Source organism: Galbibacter sp., assembly GCF_048266365.1.
In the GTDB taxonomy this organism is placed as follows: Bacteria; Bacteroidota; Bacteroidia; order Flavobacteriales; family Flavobacteriaceae; genus Galbibacter.
In genome coordinates this window covers 198,162-220,545 of record NZ_JBLWZP010000007.1, presented here as the reverse complement: position 1 = coordinate 220,545, position 22,384 = coordinate 198,162, and the positions used below count along the sequence as shown (strand labels likewise).

At 37.6% G+C, this 22,384-nt stretch carries 24 protein-coding genes and 1 tRNA gene; 10 read left to right on the top strand and 15 right to left on the bottom strand.

Annotated features, from left to right (window positions below; all coding sequences use genetic code 11):
• Nucleotides 1-211: 211 nt before the first annotated feature.
• The 3 genes from ACN0TV_RS12140 to ACN0TV_RS12130 form a co-directional block, all read right to left on the bottom strand.
• A complete protein-coding gene (locus tag ACN0TV_RS12140) occupies nt 212-379 on the bottom strand; it encodes a hypothetical protein (RefSeq protein WP_417363183.1) in 168 nt (55 codons plus the stop codon).
• A 405-nt stretch (nt 380-784) separates the two neighbouring features.
• Complete coding sequence (locus ACN0TV_RS12135; RefSeq protein ID WP_417363182.1) at nt 785-1,954, bottom strand: HEPN domain-containing protein; 1,170 nt, start codon at nt 1,952-1,954, stop codon at nt 785-787.
• Nucleotides 1,955-1,994: 40 nt separating this feature from the next.
• Nucleotides 1,995-2,312: a hypothetical protein gene (locus ACN0TV_RS12130; protein ID WP_417363181.1), complete on the bottom strand. Its 318-nt coding sequence runs from the start codon at nt 2,310-2,312 to the stop codon at nt 1,995-1,997.
• Between the two features lie 164 nt (nt 2,313-2,476).
• Between ACN0TV_RS12130 and ACN0TV_RS12125 the strand changes: the two genes are divergently transcribed.
• Nucleotides 2,477-2,899, top strand: coding sequence for a helix-turn-helix domain-containing protein (locus ACN0TV_RS12125; RefSeq protein ID WP_417363180.1), 423 nt, complete (start codon nt 2,477-2,479; stop codon nt 2,897-2,899).
• Nucleotides 2,900-2,967: 68 nt separating this feature from the next.
• Here the strand turns inward: ACN0TV_RS12125 and ACN0TV_RS12120 are convergent, their stop codons facing one another.
• From ACN0TV_RS12120 to ACN0TV_RS12110, 3 genes are all read right to left on the bottom strand, one after another.
• Nucleotides 2,968-4,206 carry a site-specific integrase gene (locus ACN0TV_RS12120; protein ID WP_417363179.1) on the bottom strand — a complete coding sequence of 413 codons (1,239 nt, stop codon included), beginning with the start codon at nt 4,204-4,206 and terminating at the stop codon, nt 2,968-2,970.
• Between the two features lie 235 nt (nt 4,207-4,441).
• Nucleotides 4,442-4,515: transfer RNA gene (locus tag ACN0TV_RS12115), tRNA-Asp, on the bottom strand.
• Nucleotides 4,516-4,600: 85 nt separating this feature from the next.
• Nucleotides 4,601-5,530 carry a DUF58 domain-containing protein gene (locus ACN0TV_RS12110; protein WP_417363178.1) on the bottom strand — a complete coding sequence of 310 codons (930 nt, stop codon included), beginning with the start codon at nt 5,528-5,530 and terminating at the stop codon, nt 4,601-4,603.
• 203 nt (nt 5,531-5,733) lie between these two features.
• Here ACN0TV_RS12110 and ACN0TV_RS12105 point away from each other — a divergent pair, with 203 nt between their 5' ends.
• From ACN0TV_RS12105 to ACN0TV_RS12085, 5 genes are read left to right on the top strand one after another with little or no spacing between them, the layout of a single operon-like run.
• Nucleotides 5,734-6,612, top strand: coding sequence for a cell division protein FtsX (locus tag ACN0TV_RS12105; RefSeq protein WP_417363177.1), 879 nt, complete (start codon nt 5,734-5,736; stop codon nt 6,610-6,612).
• 4 nt (nt 6,613-6,616) lie between these two features.
• The gene (locus ACN0TV_RS12100) at nt 6,617-6,874 is read left to right on the top strand and encodes a DUF3098 domain-containing protein (protein WP_417363176.1); all 258 of its coding nucleotides are present in this window, start codon (nt 6,617-6,619) and stop codon (nt 6,872-6,874) included.
• A gap of 6 nt (nt 6,875-6,880) precedes the next feature.
• Nucleotides 6,881-7,663: an undecaprenyl-diphosphate phosphatase gene (locus tag ACN0TV_RS12095; protein ID WP_417363175.1), complete on the top strand. Its 783-nt coding sequence runs from the start codon at nt 6,881-6,883 to the stop codon at nt 7,661-7,663.
• Nucleotides 7,663-8,352, top strand: coding sequence for a tRNA pseudouridine(55) synthase TruB (truB, locus tag ACN0TV_RS12090; protein WP_417363174.1), 690 nt, complete (start codon nt 7,663-7,665; stop codon nt 8,350-8,352). Before ACN0TV_RS12095 ends, truB begins: the two co-directional genes overlap by 1 nt.
• A gap of 39 nt (nt 8,353-8,391) precedes the next feature.
• A complete protein-coding gene (locus ACN0TV_RS12085; protein ID WP_417363173.1) occupies nt 8,392-9,192 on the top strand; it encodes a hypothetical protein in 801 nt (266 codons plus the stop codon).
• On the opposite strand, the gene ACN0TV_RS12080 is transcribed toward ACN0TV_RS12085, so the two are convergent.
• Complete coding sequence (locus ACN0TV_RS12080) at nt 9,178-9,789, bottom strand: thioredoxin family protein (protein ID WP_417363172.1); 612 nt, start codon at nt 9,787-9,789, stop codon at nt 9,178-9,180. The genes ACN0TV_RS12085 and ACN0TV_RS12080 overlap by 15 nt on opposite strands.
• 102 nt (nt 9,790-9,891) lie before the next feature.
• On the opposite strand from ACN0TV_RS12080, the gene ACN0TV_RS12075 reads away from it, so the two are divergent.
• Nucleotides 9,892-10,488, top strand: coding sequence for a DNA-3-methyladenine glycosylase I (locus ACN0TV_RS12075; protein ID WP_417363171.1), 597 nt, complete (start codon nt 9,892-9,894; stop codon nt 10,486-10,488).
• Here the strand turns inward: ACN0TV_RS12075 and aat are convergent.
• From aat to ACN0TV_RS12060, 3 genes are all read right to left on the bottom strand, one after another.
• Complete coding sequence (gene aat, locus ACN0TV_RS12070; protein WP_417363170.1) at nt 10,485-11,123, bottom strand: leucyl/phenylalanyl-tRNA--protein transferase; 639 nt, start codon at nt 11,121-11,123, stop codon at nt 10,485-10,487. The two genes, ACN0TV_RS12075 and aat, sit on opposite strands and share 4 nt — an antisense overlap.
• Nucleotides 11,124-11,404: 281 nt before the next feature.
• On the bottom strand, nt 11,405-11,788 hold the full coding sequence (locus ACN0TV_RS12065) for a DUF3127 domain-containing protein (RefSeq protein WP_417363169.1): 384 nt from the start codon (nt 11,786-11,788) through the stop codon (nt 11,405-11,407).
• A 107-nt stretch (nt 11,789-11,895) separates the two neighbouring features.
• The gene (locus ACN0TV_RS12060) at nt 11,896-12,768 is read right to left on the bottom strand and encodes a flavin reductase family protein (protein WP_417363168.1); all 873 of its coding nucleotides are present in this window, start codon (nt 12,766-12,768) and stop codon (nt 11,896-11,898) included.
• 210 nt (nt 12,769-12,978) lie between these two features.
• Here ACN0TV_RS12060 and ACN0TV_RS12055 point away from each other — a divergent pair, with 210 nt between their 5' ends.
• Entirely contained in the window at nt 12,979-14,118 is a 1,140-nt protein-coding gene (locus ACN0TV_RS12055) for a sensor histidine kinase (protein ID WP_417363167.1), read from the top strand.
• An 18-nt stretch (nt 14,119-14,136) separates the two neighbouring features.
• A complete protein-coding gene (locus ACN0TV_RS12050) occupies nt 14,137-14,481 on the top strand; it encodes a hypothetical protein (protein ID WP_417363166.1) in 345 nt (114 codons plus the stop codon).
• Nucleotides 14,482-14,487: 6 nt separating this feature from the next.
• Here the strand turns inward: ACN0TV_RS12050 and ACN0TV_RS12045 are convergent, their stop codons facing one another.
• Both ACN0TV_RS12045 and trxA read right to left on the bottom strand, forming a co-directional pair.
• Complete coding sequence (locus tag ACN0TV_RS12045; protein ID WP_417363165.1) at nt 14,488-14,877, bottom strand: HIT family protein; 390 nt, start codon at nt 14,875-14,877, stop codon at nt 14,488-14,490.
• A 172-nt stretch (nt 14,878-15,049) separates the two neighbouring features.
• Nucleotides 15,050-15,412 (bottom strand): thioredoxin, encoded by a 363-nt coding sequence (gene trxA / locus ACN0TV_RS12040; RefSeq protein ID WP_417363164.1) that lies wholly within the window; start codon nt 15,410-15,412, stop codon nt 15,050-15,052.
• Between the two features lie 130 nt (nt 15,413-15,542).
• On the opposite strand from trxA, the gene ACN0TV_RS12035 reads away from it, so the two are divergent.
• Nucleotides 15,543-15,950 (top strand): 3D domain-containing protein, encoded by a 408-nt coding sequence (locus tag ACN0TV_RS12035; RefSeq protein ID WP_417363163.1) that lies wholly within the window; start codon nt 15,543-15,545, stop codon nt 15,948-15,950.
• 83 nt (nt 15,951-16,033) lie between these two features.
• Here ACN0TV_RS12035 and ACN0TV_RS12030 read toward each other — a convergent pair whose 3' ends face one another.
• The 3 genes from ACN0TV_RS12030 to glmS all read right to left on the bottom strand — a co-directional run bounded on the left by ACN0TV_RS12030 (nt 16,034) and on the right by glmS (nt 22,373).
• Complete coding sequence (locus ACN0TV_RS12030; RefSeq protein ID WP_417363162.1) at nt 16,034-17,665, bottom strand: SGNH/GDSL hydrolase family protein; 1,632 nt, start codon at nt 17,663-17,665, stop codon at nt 16,034-16,036.
• A 20-nt stretch (nt 17,666-17,685) separates the two neighbouring features.
• Nucleotides 17,686-20,436: a TonB-dependent receptor gene (locus ACN0TV_RS12025; RefSeq protein ID WP_417363161.1), complete on the bottom strand. Its 2,751-nt coding sequence runs from the start codon at nt 20,434-20,436 to the stop codon at nt 17,686-17,688.
• An 89-nt stretch (nt 20,437-20,525) separates the two neighbouring features.
• Nucleotides 20,526-22,373: a glutamine--fructose-6-phosphate transaminase (isomerizing) gene (gene glmS / locus ACN0TV_RS12020; protein WP_417363160.1), complete on the bottom strand. Its 1,848-nt coding sequence runs from the start codon at nt 22,371-22,373 to the stop codon at nt 20,526-20,528.
• Between the last annotated feature and the right edge of the window lie 11 nt (nt 22,374-22,384).

The following is a 22,384-nucleotide window of genomic DNA, read 5'->3' as shown; positions in this document are numbered from 1 at the left end:
GATGTCTTTTTTGTCAATGAACTTTATTAGCTGATTAAAAATTGGCTGTCCGGTAAAATATGTATTTTTGCCCATGTCTTATTTTTTTGTGTCGTAACTCAAAAATAGACATACCGGGTTAGGCTGCAAAATGTCTGATCCGGTTATTTTTTAACCGGACACCAATGATTTTAAATATAAAAATGAGAGTTTGATGTTAAAATAAAAAATGCTAAAAAGCGCAAGAATCTATTACTGAGGCTGTGGCTATCCCTTTTGCGGCTAGTGCAACAATAAGACCAGCGCCACCAGTCACAAAGGCAAATCCTGCTGTTGCTGCAATCGTTCCAGCAATTGCTAATCCACAGCTCCAATCACTGCCGCCTTCGATAGTTTCCATTTCATGTAATTTTAATGTTTTCATTTTTTTTAGATTTTGATTTGTTAATAAAACTTCACATATCATCTTTTAATTACGCGTATATATTTTCGATGAAATATTAGGTTAATATAGAAATTATAGATTGTTTTCAAAATAAAATATAGAAAATATTTAAATTTTAATATTTAAGCTCAATGTGTAGTATAAGAGCGTTAATATTTTAATTCCTTTTTAAACAGAGCCATGCAGGTTTGAAAAGCCTGCTACACAATATAATAAATAAGCTATTTTTTTAGCTAGGAGTAATTTACATCTCCATTCATACAGATAGTATTAGTTATGGTAAGATTTGTGGGGCTGACCTCTCTATAAAAAAGGATGTTTTCAGAAAAATATTTACTTTTAGTAATATTGGTTTTGTCATCAATGATTCTCTGTTTTTAAAAGTAAGTCCCTTACTTTGTCCATAAACTCCATTTCTTCATAAGGAATTAATTTGAGTACGCATTTCAATACCTGTTGTACGGCATAATCCCCTGCATCTAAGGATTGTCCCGGAACTTCCATCGATTCCAATGCCATGATACTGACTTTTATAAGGTTTGCCGTTAGATAAGAAGTATCCAGATAACCTTTTGTCTCAATATGGATGTCGTAAACATCTTTCCGGTATATATTTCGCTTTAACAAATCAAAATGTTCATTTGCATAGTTCTTTATCTTTTTAAGGATTTCCTTTTCAATATTTACGCATATTTTTTGGTCAGAGGATGTTTTGTTGAAGTTTTGATTTTCAAAATATTTACAGGAATCCAACAGCTTGTTAGCTACATCAAACTTCGTCTTAAATAAGTAAACAACAGTGGTGTGTACTAAATTAGCCTTAGCCTCTATTTTTGAAATTTGTTCTTTGTTAATATGGTAGTTGTTCTCATATCGTGTAGCTACATACGCATCATCTAACAGTTTTAAAAGGTTAAGTTCCTCCTCGATTTCTGTATTGAATAAGCAGCCCAATTTTGGCACATAAGACTTGATATAAATTTGAAGTTCTTTAATACCATGCGATTTTCGTTCTTTCCCCATAATAAAAAGACCTGCAAAACGGAGCCATAGCTCAATATATTGATGCAATAAAAATGCCGCTTGTGAGTATGCCCCTTTATCGATAAAGAAAGTAGCCCCATCCCTAAAGGAAGCAATCTTGCCTTGTTCCCTTTTAAAGTTTGATTGGATGTTGTCTAGGGTCTTTTCAGTTATTTGATATTTATGGAAAACGTCCAATGAAGCATCAGGGTTTTGATAAATGAGCTTATCCCATGTGCATCCGTAAACAAAGAAGAGGTTTTCTGCCATTAACTGTTTTTCTGCATATTCAGAAGAAAAGATACGGTATAAAAAATCCGTTTCTTCTTGAAATATTTTGGCGACCATCGCCGATAATTCTTTTGTTAAACTGGTACAACTTCCTTTTAAAATGACAATCCACACTTTTTTAAAAGTATCTTCACCCACTTTAGTTGTTAAATAAATGTACTGCACTTCCAATAGGTTTGTAATTTTCTCGATGATTTGTTGTTCCGTCACTTTCATGATTTGTTTATTTTAAGTTTATAGTCAATAAGCTGATAAACTATTGTTGGTTAATGAAATATCTCAATGCTGGTCTTGATATCACTTTTTTGGCTTTTTTGCGAAAAGAGCCCCGTTCCCATACAGCACCCTCGTTTAACCGTAAAACCTCTTCAAAATATCCTATTTTAGTAATAACAAAGGGAACAAGGTTAAAAGGGATATCAGTTTCTATTATAGTATTATGTTTCTTGTCAATCCTAAGTATTGTATACCTAGCATTTGCATAGTCATTTGAAAATATTGGGTATTCAAAATACTTCATGATGGCAATGGGCTCTTGGCTATTGATGATTTCTTTTATAAAATTGGAATCCATTTGATTTTCCTTTTGATTTCCATAAAGGAACTATCGAATTTTCATGTACCGGACCAACGGCCCTTGTGGATTACCAATGATATCTGGTATTTTACCAAGAATATTTATAGATTTTCCACTATCTTTACTTACCGAACACATACAAATAGTATTATATTTGAACCATGAGTACAGCAACAAAACCAAACCATATAGGCAGAAAGATTAGCCGAATCAGGGAATTAAGGGGCATGAAACAAGAAGCCCTTGCTATGGAACTGGGCATTAGCCAACAAAGTGTTTCATTAATAGAGCAAAGTGAAACTATTGAAGATGAAAAACTGGAAAAAGTTGCCAAAGTTTTAGGGGTTACTGCTGAGACAATTAAGAATTTCTCTGAGGAATCTATGATTTACAATATCCAAAATAATTATGATGGCTCTAATAAAGGGGCTAACTCCATTAGTATATCAAATTTTAACTGTACATTTAACCCACTTGATAAACTGGTAGAAGCATACGAAGAAAAAGAAAAGCTATATGAGCGATTATTACAGGCAGAAAAAGATAAAGTGGCTTATCTAGAACAACTATTAGAAAAAAAATAAACATAAAACATTATAGCGGTTGCCCTACATAAGAACAACCGCTATTTTTATTTGCCTTAGCCATTTTTTTACCCATGTGCAACTTTATTATTAAGTTTCCCTTTCAAAGTAAGCATATCTTCCCCAATCTTTTGTTCCAATACCCTTGAATAAATTTGTGTAGTCGATATTTTTGTATGCCCCAAAAGTTTTGAAACGGTTTCAATGGGTACACCATTGGATAGGGTTATGGTAGTGGCAAAAGTATGTCTGGCCATATGAAAAGTAAGGTTCTTAGTAATCCCACAAATATCTGCTATCTCCTTTAAATAGCTATTCAATTTTTGGTTCGACATATATGGCATCAGACCTTCTGTATGTTTGGTTCTGGGATGATCACCATACTTCTTTATAATTGATTCCGCTATAGGCAACAATGGAATTTTAACAGGAGTCTTTGTTTTTATTCTTTCTGCCATTATCCATTGATTTCCATCAATTCCAGGTATGATATTATCCTCATTTAGTTTCATAATATCCACATAAGACATTCCTGTGTAGCAACTGAAAATAAATAAATCTTTTACTGCCGTAAGACGTTCAATTGAGGATGACAGATCCTCAATTCTTTGAAGTTCTGTTTTTGTTAAAAACTCGCGCTCCTTCTTTTCTAGTTTTGGTTTAAACTTAATAAAGGGATCTCGGTCGATCCACTCCATATTATAGGCTAGGGTAGCCATTCTTCTAAGTCTTTGGATGTGTTTCATTGTGGCATTGTTACCAATTTTACCCTGTGATGGTCTAGATTGATACGATCTTAGAAAACTCTCAAAACCTATCACAAATTCATAATCTAAATTTTGAAGGAATATATCCGAGACCTTGTACTTACTTGAAAGATATGCTAAAATATATTTTTGAGTAGTTTTATAATGCCCCATTGTGTCAGGCTTTAATTTATGTGTCATCACCTCATTGTGGTAGTCAAAAATATTTTTTAGGGAATAATTTATTTTATCTTCTCCTAAATATCTTGCCTTAATGAGTTCAGCCGTCAGGATTCTTTTTTCCGATTTAAGATCTCGGAAACATTGCATTATATCCGATTTTACCTCATCCAGATATAAATTAATTTCTTTTGCCCGGGCAGTATTCCCCTTCACTTTTTGGCTTTTTGCATCCCAGGCATCAATATCCACTTTTTCTTTGAGGCTGATGTTGACTTTTTTACCGTTTAATGTAATACGGACATAAATATCCGTTTGGTTGTTTCTGGCACGCTTGGCATAAATCCAAAAAAGCACCGAAAAGGTTAAAGAAGTACGCATAGTTGTCATCTTTAGATTGTTAAACATTCATTTTAGATGAAAGTCAAATCAACTATACAGAGTATTTCAATTCTCAGGCAGGTCTTCAACTATGTTGACGATTAAAAAATCACTGTTGACGATCTGTGAACTATTAAAGTTAATTATTATAACTTTAATATTATGCCTAAAAATGACAAAACCCTGTTAATCATATAATTAACAGGGTTTTGATTCTATTTGTGCTTTTGAAAAGCGGTCTGGACGGGATTCGAACCCGCGACCCCATGCGTGACAGGCATGTATTCTAACCAGCTGAACTACCAGACCTTTCCTGAATGCGGATGCAAATATACATCCCTTTTTTAATTGCACAAACCTTTTTTATTAAAAAAATCAATTATTTTTTTCAGCCTTAAATAAACTTCTGCTGCTCAACCAGATAAGTTTGCAAAATTTTATGAATATTTGTCGCGATGTCGACTTCGATGTATTTTATTCCGTACTGTGCGCATCGTAGCTTGAGATTTTCTTGATATTGTTCCATTGCCATTTTGTAATTTTCTTGGAGTTGTTCCGGAAACAAATCAATTTCTTGATTAGTCTCCACATCGACAAATCGCTTTGCTCGGTTTTCAAATTGAAAATGAAGTTCCTTTTCTTTATCCATCACATGGAATAAAACAACCTGATGCTTGTTGTACTTCAAGTGTTGTAATGCTTTGAAAAGTTGTTCCGAGTCTGTTTGAGTCTGAAACATGTCTGTGAAATACGCAATAAAGCTTCTCCTGTGGATTTTCTCTGCAATCTGATGTAGGTAAGTGTAGGAGTTTGTTTGGCGCCCTACAGCAGGCTTTTCTAGCAATTGCTCCATAGCTTGTAGTAAAAGCCTAAAATGACGCTCACTCCCCTTCTCCGGAGCATAAAACTCAAAAGTATCCGAATAGATGCTGAGTCCAACAGCATCCCTTTGCCTTTTGAGTAGATTCATCAATGAGGCGGCTGCCAGAACCGAAAATCCAATTTTATTGTAGCTATGAACATGTTGCTTCTTTAGAGCAGGATAATGCATTGATGAAGAATTGTCAATGATGATGTGACATCGCAAATTGGTTTCTTCGTCATATTTTTTGGTATAGAGCTTATCCGTCTTGGCGTAACGCTTCCAGTCAATATGCCTGGTACTTTCACCTTGATTATAAATTTTGTGCTCAGCAAATTCAGAGGAAAATCCGTGAAATGGACTTTTGTGCTTACCGCTAATAAACCCCTCGACCACCTGACTGGCTAAAAATCCTAGGTTTTTGGCTAATTCAATTTTGTTTATTTCTGTTTGTAAACTCACCTTTAGTTATTTAATCCTTTTTCGTATTTAATCTCCTCATTCCTAATTGTTGCCACTGATTACTCAACTCGTCTTAAAGTCAAAGTTTTGAAGTAGGATCACTTTATACACTTTTTATCTATTTAAACGTTTAAAGATTAAAGCGTAACCCTAAGCGAGATTAAATTTACTTTATTACTTTTACACATCCAATTAATTCTGGTATGAGCAAATCTTTTGAGCGCTATCAAAAACGCAAACTTATTTCTTCTTATTTTTCAGTAGTACTAAGTATTGCACTTGTGCTGTTTCTTCTGGGCTGTTTGGGATTGTTAGTTATAAACACCAACAAGTTAGCCAATCACTTCAAGGAACAGGTAGCAATAACTGTATTTTTAAAAGACAACGCAAAGGAAGTCGAAATAAACCAACTTCAAAAGAGTTTGGCTATGGCAGAATATACAAAATCGGCCACCTACGTTTCAAAGGATGAAGCTGCTGAGGCTCATAGTGAGGAAATTGGTGAAAATTTTTTAGAATTCTTGGGCTATAATCCCTTGCAAAACTCCATAGACGTGCACTTGAATGCGGCCTATGTAGCTACAGATAGTATCGCACAAATTGCAGAAGACCTAAGTTCAAAAATTTACGTCTCGGACGTAGCTTATGACAAACCGCTCATTGGCATGCTAAATGAAAATGTTAAGCGATTAAGTTTTTGGATTCTTGTTGCATCAGGTGTCTTTACACTCATTGCAGTATTACTTATAAATAGTTCTATACGCTTATCGGTTTATTCCAAACGATTTATCATCAAAACCATGCAGATGGTTGGGGCGACAAAAAAGTTCATTCGCCGCCCGTTCATATGGAACAGTATTAAATTGGGAATGGTTGGGGCCTTAGTTGCCATGGCAGCTATGGGCGGACTTCTCTTCTACATCAACTCCATCATGCCACAGTTGCAACTACTTTCAGATCCTGTCATAATTGTATCACTTTTTGTTGGAATATTCATAATCGGAGTAATCATTACGTGGATAAGTACGTATATTGCAACCCAAAGATTTTTAAATCTTAGAACAGACGATTTATATTACTAACAACATGGCAAAAAAACAATCTCAAAACTCAGATCAAAAAGAATTTGTTTTTCAGAAGAAGAATTACATAATAATGTTTATTGGCTTAGCGTTCATAGTACTTGGATTTATTCTAATGAGCGGAGGTGGCAGTGATGATCCCAATGTATTTAATCCTGACATTTTCAACTTTAGAAGAATTCGACTGGCTCCTACTTTGGTTCTAATTGGTTTTGGAATTGAGGTTTACGCCATAATGTTGAACCCTACAAAGAAAAAATAAACAGTATTGGATACATTACAAGCAATTATTCTTGCCATCATTGAAGGATTAACCGAATATTTACCTGTCTCTTCAACTGGACATATGATTATAACTTCATCTTTTTTCGGTATTGCGGATGATGAATTTACAAAACTTTTTACAATCGTTATTCAACTCGGCACCATCCTATCGGTGGTGGTATTGTATTTTAAACGGTTCTTTCAATCGGTAGATTTTTATTTAAAATTACTAGTTGCTTTTATCCCGGCAGTCATTCTAGGACTTCTCTTTAGCAGCACTATTGACGCGTTACTTGAAAGCCCTCTAGTTGTAGCCATATCACTTCTAATTGGTGGTATTGTATTAATTAAAGTAGATGATTGGTTTGGAGATGAACAAGGCACAGAGATATCCTATAAAACAGCATTCAAGATTGGGATGTTTCAATGCCTGGCGATGGTCCCGGGTGTATCTCGAAGTGCAGCGTCCATTATTGGAGGGATGTCTCAAAAGCTTTCAAGAACCGCAGCAGCAGAATTTTCATTTTTCTTAGCCGTTCCGACCATGCTCGGTGCTACTGCTAAAAAAGGATTTGACTATTATCAAGATGGGCTAACATTGAGTTCAGAACAAATCGAGCTCCTTGTCATCGGAAATGTGGTTGGTTTTGTTGTGGCTCTTTTTGCTATTAAAACCTTTATCGGCTATTTGAGTAAAAACGGCTTTAAAGTCTTCGGATATTACCGAATTTTTATCGGTGTTTTATTACTGGTTATTCACTATTTTATTAGTCCACTGAGTATATAATGACTTTAGAAGAAATACAAACCGGACAAGTACTACTGATTGACAAACCAATGGGTTGGTCGTCATTTCAAGCAGTTAACAAAATAAAATGGGATATTAAAAAATCGTATAAATTAAAGAAAATCAAGGTAGGTCATGCAGGGACTTTGGACCCTCTAGCTACTGGATTACTTTTGATTTGTACAGGTAAGTTTACTAAGAAAATTGCAGACCTTCAAGGTCAAGCCAAGGAATATACTGGCTGTATCACATTAGGAGCCACAAGGCCCTCCTATGATATGGAAACTGAAATTGATCAAACTTTTGAAACGGATCATATTTCAGAAGAAATGATTCAAAAAACTACGCTGGATTTTATTGGGGATATCGAGCAGTATCCTCCAGTATTTTCTGCCTTGAAAAAGGATGGAAAACGTTTATATGAATTTGCCAGAGAAGGAAAATCTGTGGACATTCAGCCCAGGACTGTCAACATCAGCAGCTTCGAAATCACCAGAATAGAAATGCCCAATGTGCACTTCAAAGTAACATGTAGCAAGGGCACTTACATTCGCTCATTAGCCTATGATTTTGGTAAAGTTTTAAATTCAGGCGCCTATCTTTCTGAACTTCGGAGAACCAAAATAGGTGATTATAACGTAAATAATGCAATAGACCCAAATACATTTAACAGCCTGCTAGAGTCATAACAAATTTTATTTTTATCTTTAGCTTGCCAAGTCATTGCAATGAATTTAGAATCAATACTCATAAAGCTAAAAGAAGTATCCCTCAAAACAGCGGACTTTTCATCTGATATACTGGATAAACTCGACCGGCTCAGTAACAGACAATTGTCACTGATTATAACCTGTTGTGTAATGGGGTTATTCTTATTGACCCTACTCAATATTCAAATGGCAGCAAAACAGGAAGAGGAGTTTTTATACGAACTCAGTTTTGACGAGGAACTCTTTGAAGAAGAAATTCCAATCGAGGAACTCTCAATGACGGAGCTTGAAACGCACAAAGCGTATAATCAAGCTATGAAAAGCGACTATGCTGATGAATTAGACAACTTCAAAACTTTAGAACAGCTCGAACAACAAGCGCAAGAAGCCGCCAGTCAGAATCCGGACAACGACAATTCCGAAGTTGGTGAACTTTCACTCGAAGGAGGTTTTGCCAGCGAATACGCCGAAAAACTTAAGGAACAACGCGAGAAGCTCGAAGCCATAAAACGAAAAGGAAAGGCTCCCAAAATAAATATTAAAAGGCATACTACCATCACCTACTCTTTGGTGGATCGCATGCACAGCTATCTCGCTAATCCTGTTTACACCTGTGAGAGTTTTGGAAAAGTAGTTATTAACGTTAAGGTGAATTCCAGCGGTCAAGTGACCGAAGCAAATTACAACCAATCCAGCTCCAATACCAAAAATGGGTGTTTAGTCGAAAATGCAATTAAATACGCCTTAAAATCAAGTTTCGATCCTAAACCAGGCACAGGAGAACAAGTAGGCACTATCACCTACTTATTCCAAGGCTAGCATCTTAAGGATATCACTTACAATATTTAAGCCTTTATCTTTGGTGTACCACTTTTGAAGTTCGGTTCTGAACTCTACTGTAATTTCACCGAATTTCTCCTTTTGTTCCTTAACCATGGCTGTTGCAATTGAAGGACGAGGCCCCCAAGTATCCTGGATTTCTCTTGTGGCTTCATCAAGCATAATCAACTTCGGAATCGAGCGACCACCATCAGTTAAGAATTGATCCATTAGTGGAAGATTTTGATCTCTCAATACAATTTTCAAAGAAATGTTTGGCGATGCCTCAGCCATCTTGTTAAGAACAGGTAAACTCTGAGCACCATCCCCACACCAGCTCTCAATGAGTACAACCCAGATCACCGGACGCTCTACTTCTTTGAGCCCGTCACGTACGGATTCACTAAGTTTGAAACTCTTATCTAGACGTTTCATCCGTTGCTGATTCAACAACCGATACTCTAAATACTCATCAGTCTGTTTCAGATTTCCGGATTTTACGGCGTCAACCAGTGCATCCAATTCTGCTCTATACTGCTTGTACGATATTGCCGTTTCAAGGGCTTTATCAATAAGATTATCAACGATTACTTTCATGCTTTTATTACTTAAATTACCTTTGAATAGGTTAGACCCATTCTCACAGAAACCTTACACTAAAACAATACTATTTTCTCATAATTTAAACCGATAAAAAACATGGAAAATTCAACAGTAAAAGATACGAGAATCAGGTGCGGATGGTGCAAAGGAGACCCTCTTTATGAAGCTTACCACGATACGCAATGGGGCGTCCCGGTATATGATGACCAAACACTGTTTGAATTTTTAGTTCTTGAAACCTTTCAAGCCGGATTGAGTTGGATTACCATTTTGAGAAAGCGAGAAAACTTCAGGGCGGCTTTCGATCAGTTTAACTATAAGAAAATTGCCACATACGACGAGGCTAAATATGAATCCCTCTTGCAAAATCCAGGCATCATTAGAAATAAATTAAAAATAAAAGCGACCATCACAAATGCCCAACATTTTATAAAAATTCAAAAAGAGTTTGGCAGTTTTAGCAAGTACATCTGGGATTTTGTGGATGATAAACCGATTCAGAACAAAGTCAAACATTACAAAGATGCAGCTGCCACCTCAACGATATCAGACGCCTTGAGTAAGGATCTAAAGAAAAGAGGATTTAAGTTTGTAGGTTCTACAGTTATTTATGCACATATGCAGGCCACAGGGATGGTCAATGATCATCAAATGGACTGCTTTAGGTATAAGGAGGTTCAAAAGCTGATCTAAGCGTTTTTTAAAATCTTTATAAAGTCTTTTCGACGGATTTCCTTGGCTCCCATAGAAGCTAAATGCTCAGTGTACAACTGGCAATCGATAAGACTGTATTGCTTTCCTTCTAATGTTCTTGCTAGACTAATGAAGGCTACTTTGGAAGCATTACTCATCAAAGAAAACATACTTTCTCCACAAAACATATGACCAAGGTCGACACCATAAAGCCCTCCAACAAGTTTGGAATCATACCAGACTTCAACAGATTTGGCAACACCCTCTTGATGTAGTGCATTATAAGCGCTAATCATCTCGCGGGTAATCCAGGTATCATCCTGACCCTCACGTACTACTGAGGAACAATGACGAATCACCTGATCAAAGGCAGTATTATAGGTCACCTTGAACAGCTTCCGGTTTAGGATGTTTCGCATACTCTTCGAAACCTTGACTTCTGAGGGTACTAAAACCATTCTAGGATCGGGACTCCACCACATAATCAAAGAACCATGATCAAACCACGGAAAAATCCCTTCTGAGTATGCTTCGAATAGCCGTTTAGTAGACAATTCACCACCGACCGCCACTACACCTTCTGCGGTGGCATTTTCAACTGGAGGAAATCTCGTATTTTCTGTAAGAAAAACCATAGTATATCAACGTATCGTTAAAACTTTTAGTAAAATAACATTAAAATTGAAATTTTTATTGGTTTTATCCATTTATTATCCCTACTTTGGAAGCGTCTTTGTAATCAAATTTTTTCATCATTGCTTTTTTGAGTTTACTGCAAAGACAAACCTAAAACCACAAAATTAAGCCTCGACGTTATTGAAATGTCGAGGCTTTCTTCTTTTATATATTTTATCGCCCTTTGTGGCCTACGCAAATTTCGTAGGAAGCGATCAATGTCATAATTTACACTGCATCATTAAAATGGCAGATCATCATGCTCTTCTTCATTGAAATTGTTTGCCGGCTCAAAAGCATCCTGAGGAGATACCGGAGGATGATTCACAGGCGAATCGCTTTGTGTTGCTTCAATGTTTTCAATTCTCCATCCTTGAATAGAATTAAAATACTTGGTCTCTCCTTGTGGATTTGTCCACTCTCTACCTCTAAGGTTTATGCTTATTTTCACTTGTTGACCAACCTGATATGCATTGAGCAAGTCACATTTATCCTGTACAAATTCCACCATGATGTGTTGTGGGTATTGCTCCTCAGTTGTAACGACAACCTCTCTCTTTCTAAAACCGTTATTTCCGAAGGTTTTAGTTTCATCAATCAACTTAATTCTTCCTTGTAATTCCATATCTTACTTTAATTTATATTGTAAATTCATTAATTTCCCCAAAAATCAGATGAATTTACCTTAATATTCACGTTCTGACAAATCGTTTCCAAAGGTAAAAAAATTAATTACTTTGCCAGTAATAGTTTCCAAGCTTCTGCTACTTTATTTTCTTCAATCAGTCGTTTGGCTTTCATTTGGATTTGTGTATTATCATCACCACTTAAAAGTTCTCGCACTTTGATGTTTTCATTAATATAAGCTTCAACCTCCTCTTTTTCGGGTATTCGCTCCACATTCCCCAGCCTTCCGAGATCATTACCTGTTAAAACGGTACTATTTCTTATAAACTCTGGAATCTGATCCACACCAATACCTTGGGTCCTTAGTGGCTTAGGAACTTGAAACATACCTTCTGAAGAACGTGAGTACCAATCTCCACCCATCCTTGCCACAAGATCAATCTTTAGGGGATCTATTTCGCCGAAATCATCTAACACCTCTGGGCGAATATGCATTTTTAGTACTTGGGCTATAATTAAATTCCCAGCTCCCCCTTGATCTCCCAGAGCGATAACTTCATTGACCTTGCATTCAAACTGTACCGGAGACTCAGCCACTCTATAGGGTCTCACCTGTTCTGACTTACACATGGTCAAACCAGACTTCATAAACTCATTTACCCCTTTCGGATATTCTGTACTACACAATGAGGCCTGGTGTACAAGGTCGTGGTTGACAATATTTATAACAACCTCTTTGGTCTGTAATATATTTTCAAGTGTATGTTTTGTGCTGTTATCCCTAACTCTTCTATTGGCAGAGAATATCATAATAGGAGGGTTCGAACTATAGACATTGAAAAAACTAAATGGCGACAAGTTAACTTTTCCTTTTTTATCAATGGTGCTGGCAAAGGCTATTGGCCTGGGCGCTACAGCATTTAACAAATAAGAATGTAATTTAGCTGTTGGTATTTCGTTTGGATCTATGGTTAACATATATGTGTTTTAAACAAAAATAACCTAAAAAATAATGGCTTAAACCAATAAAGCGCATATTGGTGAATCTAGTCGAAAATTATGAACCGTGTTTGGAGGTGTATTCGAATTTTAAATGCTTTGAAAATGTTTCTTAAGTCCGGTCGAATACAATAAATTTACATCTTTTGCTTTATCTTTAGTGACAAAGGCAAACTAAAATTTGATCTATTGAAAAAAACCACCCGTTGGATACTAATCATATCTTCTATTGCCATAGTGGGCTCAGTATTGTGGAACACCTATGTGTTTTTTCAACGTTTTAAGGAAGAAGAGCGGTCCAAAATGAAAATTTGGGCAGAGGCACTCGGTGAATTTATTCAAACAACGGATTTGGATCGGGACATGGGCACTGTAACTTTGGCTGTGATGAAAAACAACACCAGTACACCCATAATATATGTTGGTGATGAAGGTGAAATTACCTCCAATAACCTTCCCGAAAACCGAGTTGATGACAGCCTGTATATTCAGAGAAAAATTCGACAGTTTACCACGGAGAACCCTCCCATCGAAGTAACCTTCAGAAATACTAAATACGGCACTTTATACTATGGGAACTCAGATGTTTTGAACAATCTGAAGTATTATCCTGTGGCTCTTTTAATGGTTATATTTCTCTTTGCAGCTGTGGTTTATTTCTTCTATAGAACCTTTAAGGTTGCAGATCAAAATAAATTGTGGGCAGGGATGGCCAAAGAAACCGCCCATCAGATTGGAACACCCTTGTCATCTCTCTTAGGATGGAGTGAGCTATTAAAGGCTGAGAATGTGAACCCGGAGATTACTACGGAAATTGAAAAAGATATTGACCGTCTATTGGTGATTACAGAACGCTTTTCCAAAATAGGATCCGTTCCGGCACTGGAAAAATCCGATGTGGTTGCTGAAACCTACAAGACTTTCCAGTATTTAGAGCTTAGAAGTTCAAAACTAGTCGAATTTGATTTTAAATCCCCGGAAATTCCTATATATTGTGAGATTAATAGGCAACTCTATAGCTGGACCATTGAAAACCTGATAAAAAATGCTATTGATGCTATGAAAGGGAAAGGCAGACTTACTGTTGAAGTCGAATTGGATAAGAAATTTGTCAAAATAAACGTTATAGACATAGGAAAGGGAATTCAGAAAAATGATTTCCACCAAATATTTGAACCGGGGTATACTACCAAAAAAAGAGGATGGGGGCTTGGTTTATCTCTGGTAAAAAGAATAATTGAAGATTATCACAACGGCAGAGTTAGAGTTTTTGCCTCTACCATAGGCAAAGGAACTAAGATGCAAATTGTGCTAAAGACATCACCATAACAGGTAAAATTTTATATCGTGAAAATTAGACAAAAAGAAATCAAGCAAACCACACTGACTAACAACTGCCCTGAATGTTTTTCTAACGAAGGCTTACTGTTGACTTTTTATCAAAAACATATTGAAAGTGCCTGGTATAAAAAGGCAACCGGTGAAATTACCGATAGTATAAAATGCCAAAACTGTAATACGGATATTTATCCGGTGCGCTGGACGGATGATATCGAAAGGGTTCGAGAGTTTTATCTTAAATCTATTGAAAATCCAACGCGCTATTTTAAACTGACTCGTTTGGCGATCCTTACCCTACTCGGTATTGCTGTAGTGGGTATTGCAGTTTATATTTTGATAAGCAAATTATAATTAAAACTATAGCGCAGCTCGAATTTTACTCGCAATATCAGCAAATTCTTCTTCGGTAAGTTGTACCTTCGATTGGAAGGTTACATCACTCATTTTATTTAAAGGGATAAGGTGGACGTGCGTATGTGGCACCTCTAGTCCAACAACAGACATCCCGATACGTTTGCAGTCAATAACTTTCTTTATGGCAATGGCTACTTTTCTGGAAAAAGCCATCAGATCCATATAAGTTTGCTCATCCAAATCGAAGATTTTGTCTATCTCTTGTTTTGGTATACACAAGGTATGACCGGCTGTATTAGGATTAATATCCAAAAAAGCAAAGAACTGATCATCTTCTGCAATTTTGTAACAAGGGATTTCTCCTTGGATTATTTTAGTGAATATGGACGCCATAGCTGTAAAGGTTTATTCTAACACTAAAGTAAAAAAGCTTTGGCAATAGTTCAAACCTTTTTTTGAACTAATTTCATTGCCCTTAGGTATTGTGATATAAAAATACCACCCAAAATCAAGTTTTGAATGGTATTTTTATAATTCGCTTACCTTTTTGGTAATTTTTTACTAACTACAAAAGTGAGTCGATTGCATCGGTATAAGCATTTTTAGGAGCAACACCTACTTGGCGTCCTACTAGCTCACCGTTTTGGAAAACCAATACTGTAGGGATATTTCTAACTCCGTACTTAGCTGCAAATTCTTGATTCGCATCTACATCCAGTTTACCAACGATAGCCTTTCCTTCATACTCTTCACTAATTTGGTCAATGATTGGTCCAACCATTCTACATGGTCCGCACCAAGCTGCCCAAAAATCAACTAAAACCGGTTTGTCACTTTTTAAAACTACCTCATCAAAGGTAGCATCTGTTATTTCTAAAGCCATCTTAAAATATTTTAGCGTTTCACTTTCTTTTAATGTGTTCTGCAAATTTAGTCAAATATTTTTGCCTTCCTTACAATTGGATTATTTGTTTTGACTATCAGTGCATTTGAATCATTTATACTAATAGTTATTTGTCAGCGTTTTATAGCAAACCGAATCTCAAAACACAAGAACAATGAAGTTTGTTTTAGTTTCCCTTTGTGCAATTTTTTGTTGTTATTACAGCTATGCGCAACAGGATGTTGACCCAGATGATTATGTTTGGGTTGAAAAGAAAGTAAAAGCTTCTGCCTACAATTCTACCAAAGCTCAGACCATGGGGAACCCATCCATCGGTGCATGGGGTGATATCCTTGTACCCGGAATGAAAGCTATAGCTATATCCAGAGATTTAATTAAACTTGGCATTGGCAGAAATACACCATTTAAAATAGAAGGATATCCAGGTTATTACCTGGTGAAAGATAAAATGAATGCCCGCTACAAAAACAAGATCGACTTATATATGGGAAAAAATATTCAAAAGGCGCGTGAGTTTGGAGTTCGCCATCTTAAGGTGCAGTATGGTATTAAAAAAAAATAAAGACTGGCGCCTCATAATTGATTAACCAGTCTTTGTGAAAATTGCGTGTTTATTTTTAGTTCATTAGAAAGACCTTTTTTATGTTAAGGCAATTGGGCGGGGTACATGATGTTATAATCCGCAGCTTTCACACGAGGTAAACTCGCATTATAAGTCTCCTCTATAGCTTCTAAAAAGGCATTAGCCAGAAAGGCATATCCTCTTGCCGTTGGATGAACTCCATCCAATGAAAAGGCGCCTCCAAAAACCAAATCACCCTTTAAGGTAAAGGCATCAAAAGCTACTCCTGTTTCTGCGACCGCTTTTAAAATGGCATTGGCATCCACAAAGGCTAACCCTTTAGCTTCTGCTACTGCTGCAATGGCTGTATTATAAGCCTGGGTAGCATTTCTAACTGCGGTTTGTTCCTGTGGAACCAGCACCCATTTGTCCTCCATAGGCAGCGTAATTCCTTCTACCGAAAATTGCCCAGCTAGCGCTTGACTAAGCCCCATACTTATTAAGCTTTGCATGGCAGTCATATTTACCGTTCCTATGGCATTACTGCTTGGAAGTACTAATAAGTCCTCTTGAGTTGCTTGTCTAGACTGCCCATACATACTCCCTAGTAAATTAGCCACCATAGGCGCAGCTTGTGCCGGGAGTCCAAACTGAGCAATAAAGGTTGGAAAACCTGGATTTGCATTTAAAGCACCCTCAATCTGAAGCGAGATATCCGTCAGATATTCATCTTTAATCACCACAGCGCTAGGTGCATCTTCTGAAAACTCAATGACGCGCTCAGGCATTTGTAAGGCGACAAAGATCTGATTCAATGCCCCGAAAATTGAATTCAACATCGGTATCTGAGCCCCAAATTCAGGGTTTGCCGGACTTAGCGGATTAAAAGGTACAGTGGTGAAAAACGGAACCGCAGTAATGTCCGGAATATTAGCCACAACACCCTTGGCGTTGTTATTGCTCAAGTTATTTACAATATGGCTGTATGTAATTTCAAAAACCCTAGGGTCAGTAATATCAGTAGAAGCATAGCTACTCGGATCGAAATTACCAGTTTGGTCCACACCCACACCTCCAGATGTGGCAAAACCTAAAACATCATTATTACCGATCCAAAGGGTGAAAAATGTGGGTTGCTGAGCTAAGGCGTCTGCAATAATACTCGTTGATGGGCTTGATGCAAAACGTGCAAAATACGGATTGGCTTGTCCGGTTGGCACTCCTGCAATGTTTCCATATCCTGGAGCCATCAGATGATAACTCAGAGCACCCGGAACTCCCAAATTATTATAAGTCCCTGAAAGGGCAGTTGAAACTTCTGTAGTTGGCGTTGCCGTTAAACGCACAGGACCTGCGCCATTGAAATACAATCGCGTATCCTGAATTTGTGTCCCACCTAATGTCAAGCCTCCAATATTATCAGCCATTAGTGGCTGAGTGAAAGTTCCGCCGCCAACAAGGGAAAATTGATTAGCCAAAATGTTAGGTAGAGAATTTTGTTGACTTGCAGCAAATAGGGCTCCATCGGTATAACCGGAAGTCAACGAATTCCCAATAGCCACATAAGTTGAAAAATCAGCCTCTCCGGCAGAATAAACCACCTCGGGTTCTTGTACCGACCCGGCATCATCATCGGAACTACAACTATAGCTTCCAAGACATAACAAAATTAGCAAGCTCACATAGGGTATATATCTATTTGTATTGATTTTCATGATCTTTATTTTTGGTTAGCTTAAAAGTTGTTTATTGTCCAAGAGACATAGAGTTGTGTTCCTATATGTCCAGTTCCATAGGCCGTATAATATTCATCTCCGGATAAGTTGGCCGCACCCACTTTAAACATCGATTTAATTTTAGGAACGGTGTAGTTCAACTGGGCGTCAAAAACTGAAATGGATGGGATGTTACCATCACCGAAACTAGATTGCCAGAAATAAGAATCACTCCATCTATAACTTAAATTAAATCCGAAATTTTTAACGAGCTCTGTATGGCCAAAGGAAGCTTTAAACTTATGTTTAGGCGTATTAAAACCGGCTCTAAACTCTGTATCATCTTGCTCAAAATCAGCGAAGGTATAATTACCACTCAAATCAAATCCATTGAGTACTTTAGCTGTTACTGCTATTGATGCACCGTAGGATTGCACTCCCGAATCTGCATTGGTATACGCTTGAAAGACTTTGTAATCTCCACTCTGTAATGCCAATAAAGAAAGTGAGTTATCACCTACCTCTCCATAAAGAGGGGCGATTACGTTCTGTGAAGCAATAAAATCATTGTAATCTGTATAATAGGCACTTAGGTCAATGGTTACTTTCCCAAAATGTCCACGATACCCGAGTTCATAAGCCATTGCTTTTTCAGGTTCCACAAGCTCCACGCCTGAAGCTACCGGTGCACCTTCCTGTACAGAAGCTACAGAAAATGAATTTTCATAGGCTGCTCTACCACTGATTGTAGCCGTAGCGTCCCCCCCATTTGCAGCTCTGTTATTAACAGTAAAATCTCTGACATAACGATCTAAATTGTCTTTCGAGGATCCCACCAAAATAGCTCTACCCACATCCAATCCGATATAGAGATCTTGAGTGGTCGGATTTCTAAAGGCCGATTGAACTGAAGCTCGGAAATTGTGATTTCTTTTACTTCCTGCCGTATACCCTATAGAAAACCGCGGTGTCATCTGTCCGTCAAACAACTCCGATTTATCATAGCGAAGTGACCCGGTAAGCTTAAGACGCTCATCCATGAGTTGTTTTTGTATTTGAGTATAAAGTCCCAATTCACTATAGCTGATAGGACCGTCATAATCAGTAAAAATAGTACCGAATGAATTCAGACGATAAGTTCTGTAAGATCCACCTACTTGGATATCGGCAAAATCAATCAAATGTGAAAAGTTATAATTTCCATCTGCATGATACAATTGGGAACCGTCCCTGAATTGGGAACCACTTCCAAGATCAGGATTGGTTGTTACCGAATTAAAGGCGCTTTCAAATCCGGGAGTACCTGGAATAAGTCTTCCGGTTTCCGCTGTTTGCCTGGCTAACTGATGCGCCTGTTCGTCTGACGCTCCGCCTAGTGTGGCTTGTATATATGCACCGGCGTATTCTCCAAACCATTGCTGATCACTTTTCCAAGACCTATTGATATTAATACCTGTGAAACGCATATCGTAAGAATCTCCTGCATCTTCATCTGTCATATACCCCCGTATAAAGAAATTATCATTTCTGACTTCAAACTTGTGTTGTTGTAAAAAGAAATTCTTTAGAGAATAACGGTTGGCACCCTGATAGATCGTAGCCCCCTTCCCTACTTTGACTTGGTATATCAATTCCAAATCATCAGCAAACGGTCGATAATGAAGTGCCGCGTCAAATTTTATACTTTGAGCCTCATAATCCGTTAAATCGCTCTCCAAATATCCTGTCCTGCTCACGGTCTCATTCGGAAGTAAGTTCACTGCTCCTGCGGGAATGAGTCCGGCTTGTGCCATGCTTATACCTACAGCGTGTATATTTGTACTCACCTCATCACCGTAGACATTAAGTCCATCGTAATCATTGAGCTCACGTCCCGTACCGGGCATAAGTACATTATCCTGACTCACAGCAAACCAATCCGTACCTTCCAAATATGAGAAATTGACTTTTGCGGCGAACTTTTCAGAGAACTTTTTAGCTGCGCGTATTCCCAAATCCCAAAATAGATTGTCTCCTGCTGCTTTTTGAGAGGTCAAACCTGATTTTGCATAGGTGCTAATACCCTCAAAATCGAATGGGCTCTTACTTCTCATAAATAAGATACCATTAAAAGCATTGGCACCGTAAAGTGCGGAAGAGGCTCCTGGAAGAAGTTCGACACTTTGTACATCAATCTCTGTCATCCCAAGTAAATTCCCTAAGGCGAAGTTTAAGGCTGGAGCAGAATTATCCATTCCATCTACCAATTGAACAAACCTGGTGTTGGCAAAAGAAGCAAATCCCCTAGTATTAATGGATTTAAAGGTCAAACTGTTGGTGTTGATATCAACACCTTTTAGGTTTTCAAGACCATCATAGAAATCCACTGAGGCTGTGTTCTTGATTTCCTTTAAACCAAACCTTTCCACTGTAACCGGTGATTCAAAAATACGTTCCGGAGTTCTCGATGCCGAGACCACGATCTCACCCAAACTCATCGTCTCTTCCTCCATCACAATAGTCAGTGTTTCCGTATCAGATAACGAAATCGTTTGCGTAACAAAACCAATACTAGATATCCTTAAGCTCACTGGCAAAGCTTCTAATTGGAGCGTAAAATTTCCGTCAAAATCAGAGGCGACTCCTTGAGTTTGCCCTACGATTTGAAGACTTGCGCTAGGAATTGGCTGATGCCGGGCATCAACTACCTTACCTTGAATGGTAATTTGTCCTAAGCATATGCTAGTGCACAAAAAACTTAGAACAAAAAAAATTGTTCTTATCATAATCATTAGGTTTTAGATTGACTTAGATAAGAACAATATACATATTTTTTCAATTCCGTAATTATTTAGTGAAAAAATTACAGAATTAATATTTTTTACTCAACTGTTACGGATTTTGCTAAATTCCGTGGTTGATCAACATTACACTCACGCATTACCGCGATGTGGTAAGAGAGTAATTGTAATGGAATGGTTGTGATTAGCGGTGCTAGACCTTCCAGAGTTTCCGGCACTTCGATCACATGATCAGCCATTTCTTTTACCTCTGTATCTCCCTTAGTCACTACTGCAATGATCTTAGCTTTTCTAGACTTGATCTCTTGAATATTGCTAATAACCTTTTCATAATGTCCTTTCTTAGTGGCAATAACTACTACAGGCATATGCTCGTCAATCAAGGCGATTGGACCATGTTTCATCTCTGCAGCAGGATAACCTTCAGCATGGATGTAGGAGATCTCTTTTAGTTTCAATGCACCTTCCAAAGCAACAGGGAAATTATACCCTCTTCCCAGATATAAGAAGTTTCGTGAATCCTTGTACATCGATGAGATATACTTCACATGCGCATCAACTTTCAAACACTCCTCTACTTTTGTCGGAATAGCTTCCATTTCTGCGATGTACTCACGGAATTGTGAAGCCGATAGCTGTCCTTTATACTGAGCTAATTTCAATGCGATCAAAGACAACACTGTGATTTGCGTGGTAAAGGCTTTGGTTGAAGCTACACCGATTTCCGGTCCTGCGTGGGTATAAGCACCTGCATGGGTTTCTCTTGCAATAGATGATCCTACTACATTACAAACGCCAAATACGAATGCTCCTTTTTCTTTTGCGAGTTTAATGGCTGCTAAAGTATCCGCTGTTTCACCGGACTGAGAAATTGCAATCACTACATCATTTGGTGTGATTACCGGGTTTCTATATCGAAATTCCGAAGCGTATTCCACCTCAACCGGAATGCGGATTAAATCTTCAAAAATATATTCTGCTACAAGACCGGCATGCCATGAAGTACCACAGGCTACTATGATAATTCGTTGGGCATTAGCCAGGCGTTCTATATTATCTTCAATCCCAGCCATCTTAATGATTCCATCATTGATTCTCAAACGACCTCTATAGGTGTCTTTGATCGCTTCCGGCTGTTCATGAATTTCTTTTAACATAAAATGATCATAGCCATTCTTTTCAATTTGTTCTAAATTGAGTTGCAATTCTTGAACATATGGAGCTACAGCTTTATCATCTTTAATTTGACGAACCTTAATGTCCCTACCGATTCTGATAATGGCCATTTGTTCATCTTCAAGGTAAATTGCGTTATTGGTGTATTCGATAAATGGAGAAGCATCAGAGGCGATGAAGAATTCATCCTCTCCAACTCCAATGGCTAATGGACTTCCCAATTTTGCAGCAATGATTTCGTCTGGTTTGGTTTTATCAAATACCGCTATGGCATAGGCACCAATGACTTGGTTCAAGGCTATCTGAACTGCCTTACCCAGTTTGACGTCTTCATTAAGTTTAATATCTTCGATCAAGTTGACCAAAACCTCAGTGTCTGTGTCAGACTCAAAATGATAACCTCTTTTTTGTAGCGCTTTCTTTATGGCACCATAATTCTCGATGATCCCGTTATGGATAATTACAAGATTTCCGGAATTTGAATAATGCGGATGGGCATTGACATCGTTAGGGACACCATGGGTTGCCCAACGGGTATGACCTAATCCGATGTTTCCGGAGGTTACTCCTTCCAGTTCAGCTTTTGATTTAAGATCTGCTACCTTTCCCTTAGTTTTACAAAGTTTGATGGTATCAGTGTCAAACAGTACAATACCAGCACTGTCATATCCCCTATATTCAAGACGTTCAAGACCTTTGGTCACTATAGGGTAAGCTTGCTTACTCCCTATATATCCGACTATTCCACACATAAAATTTTCTT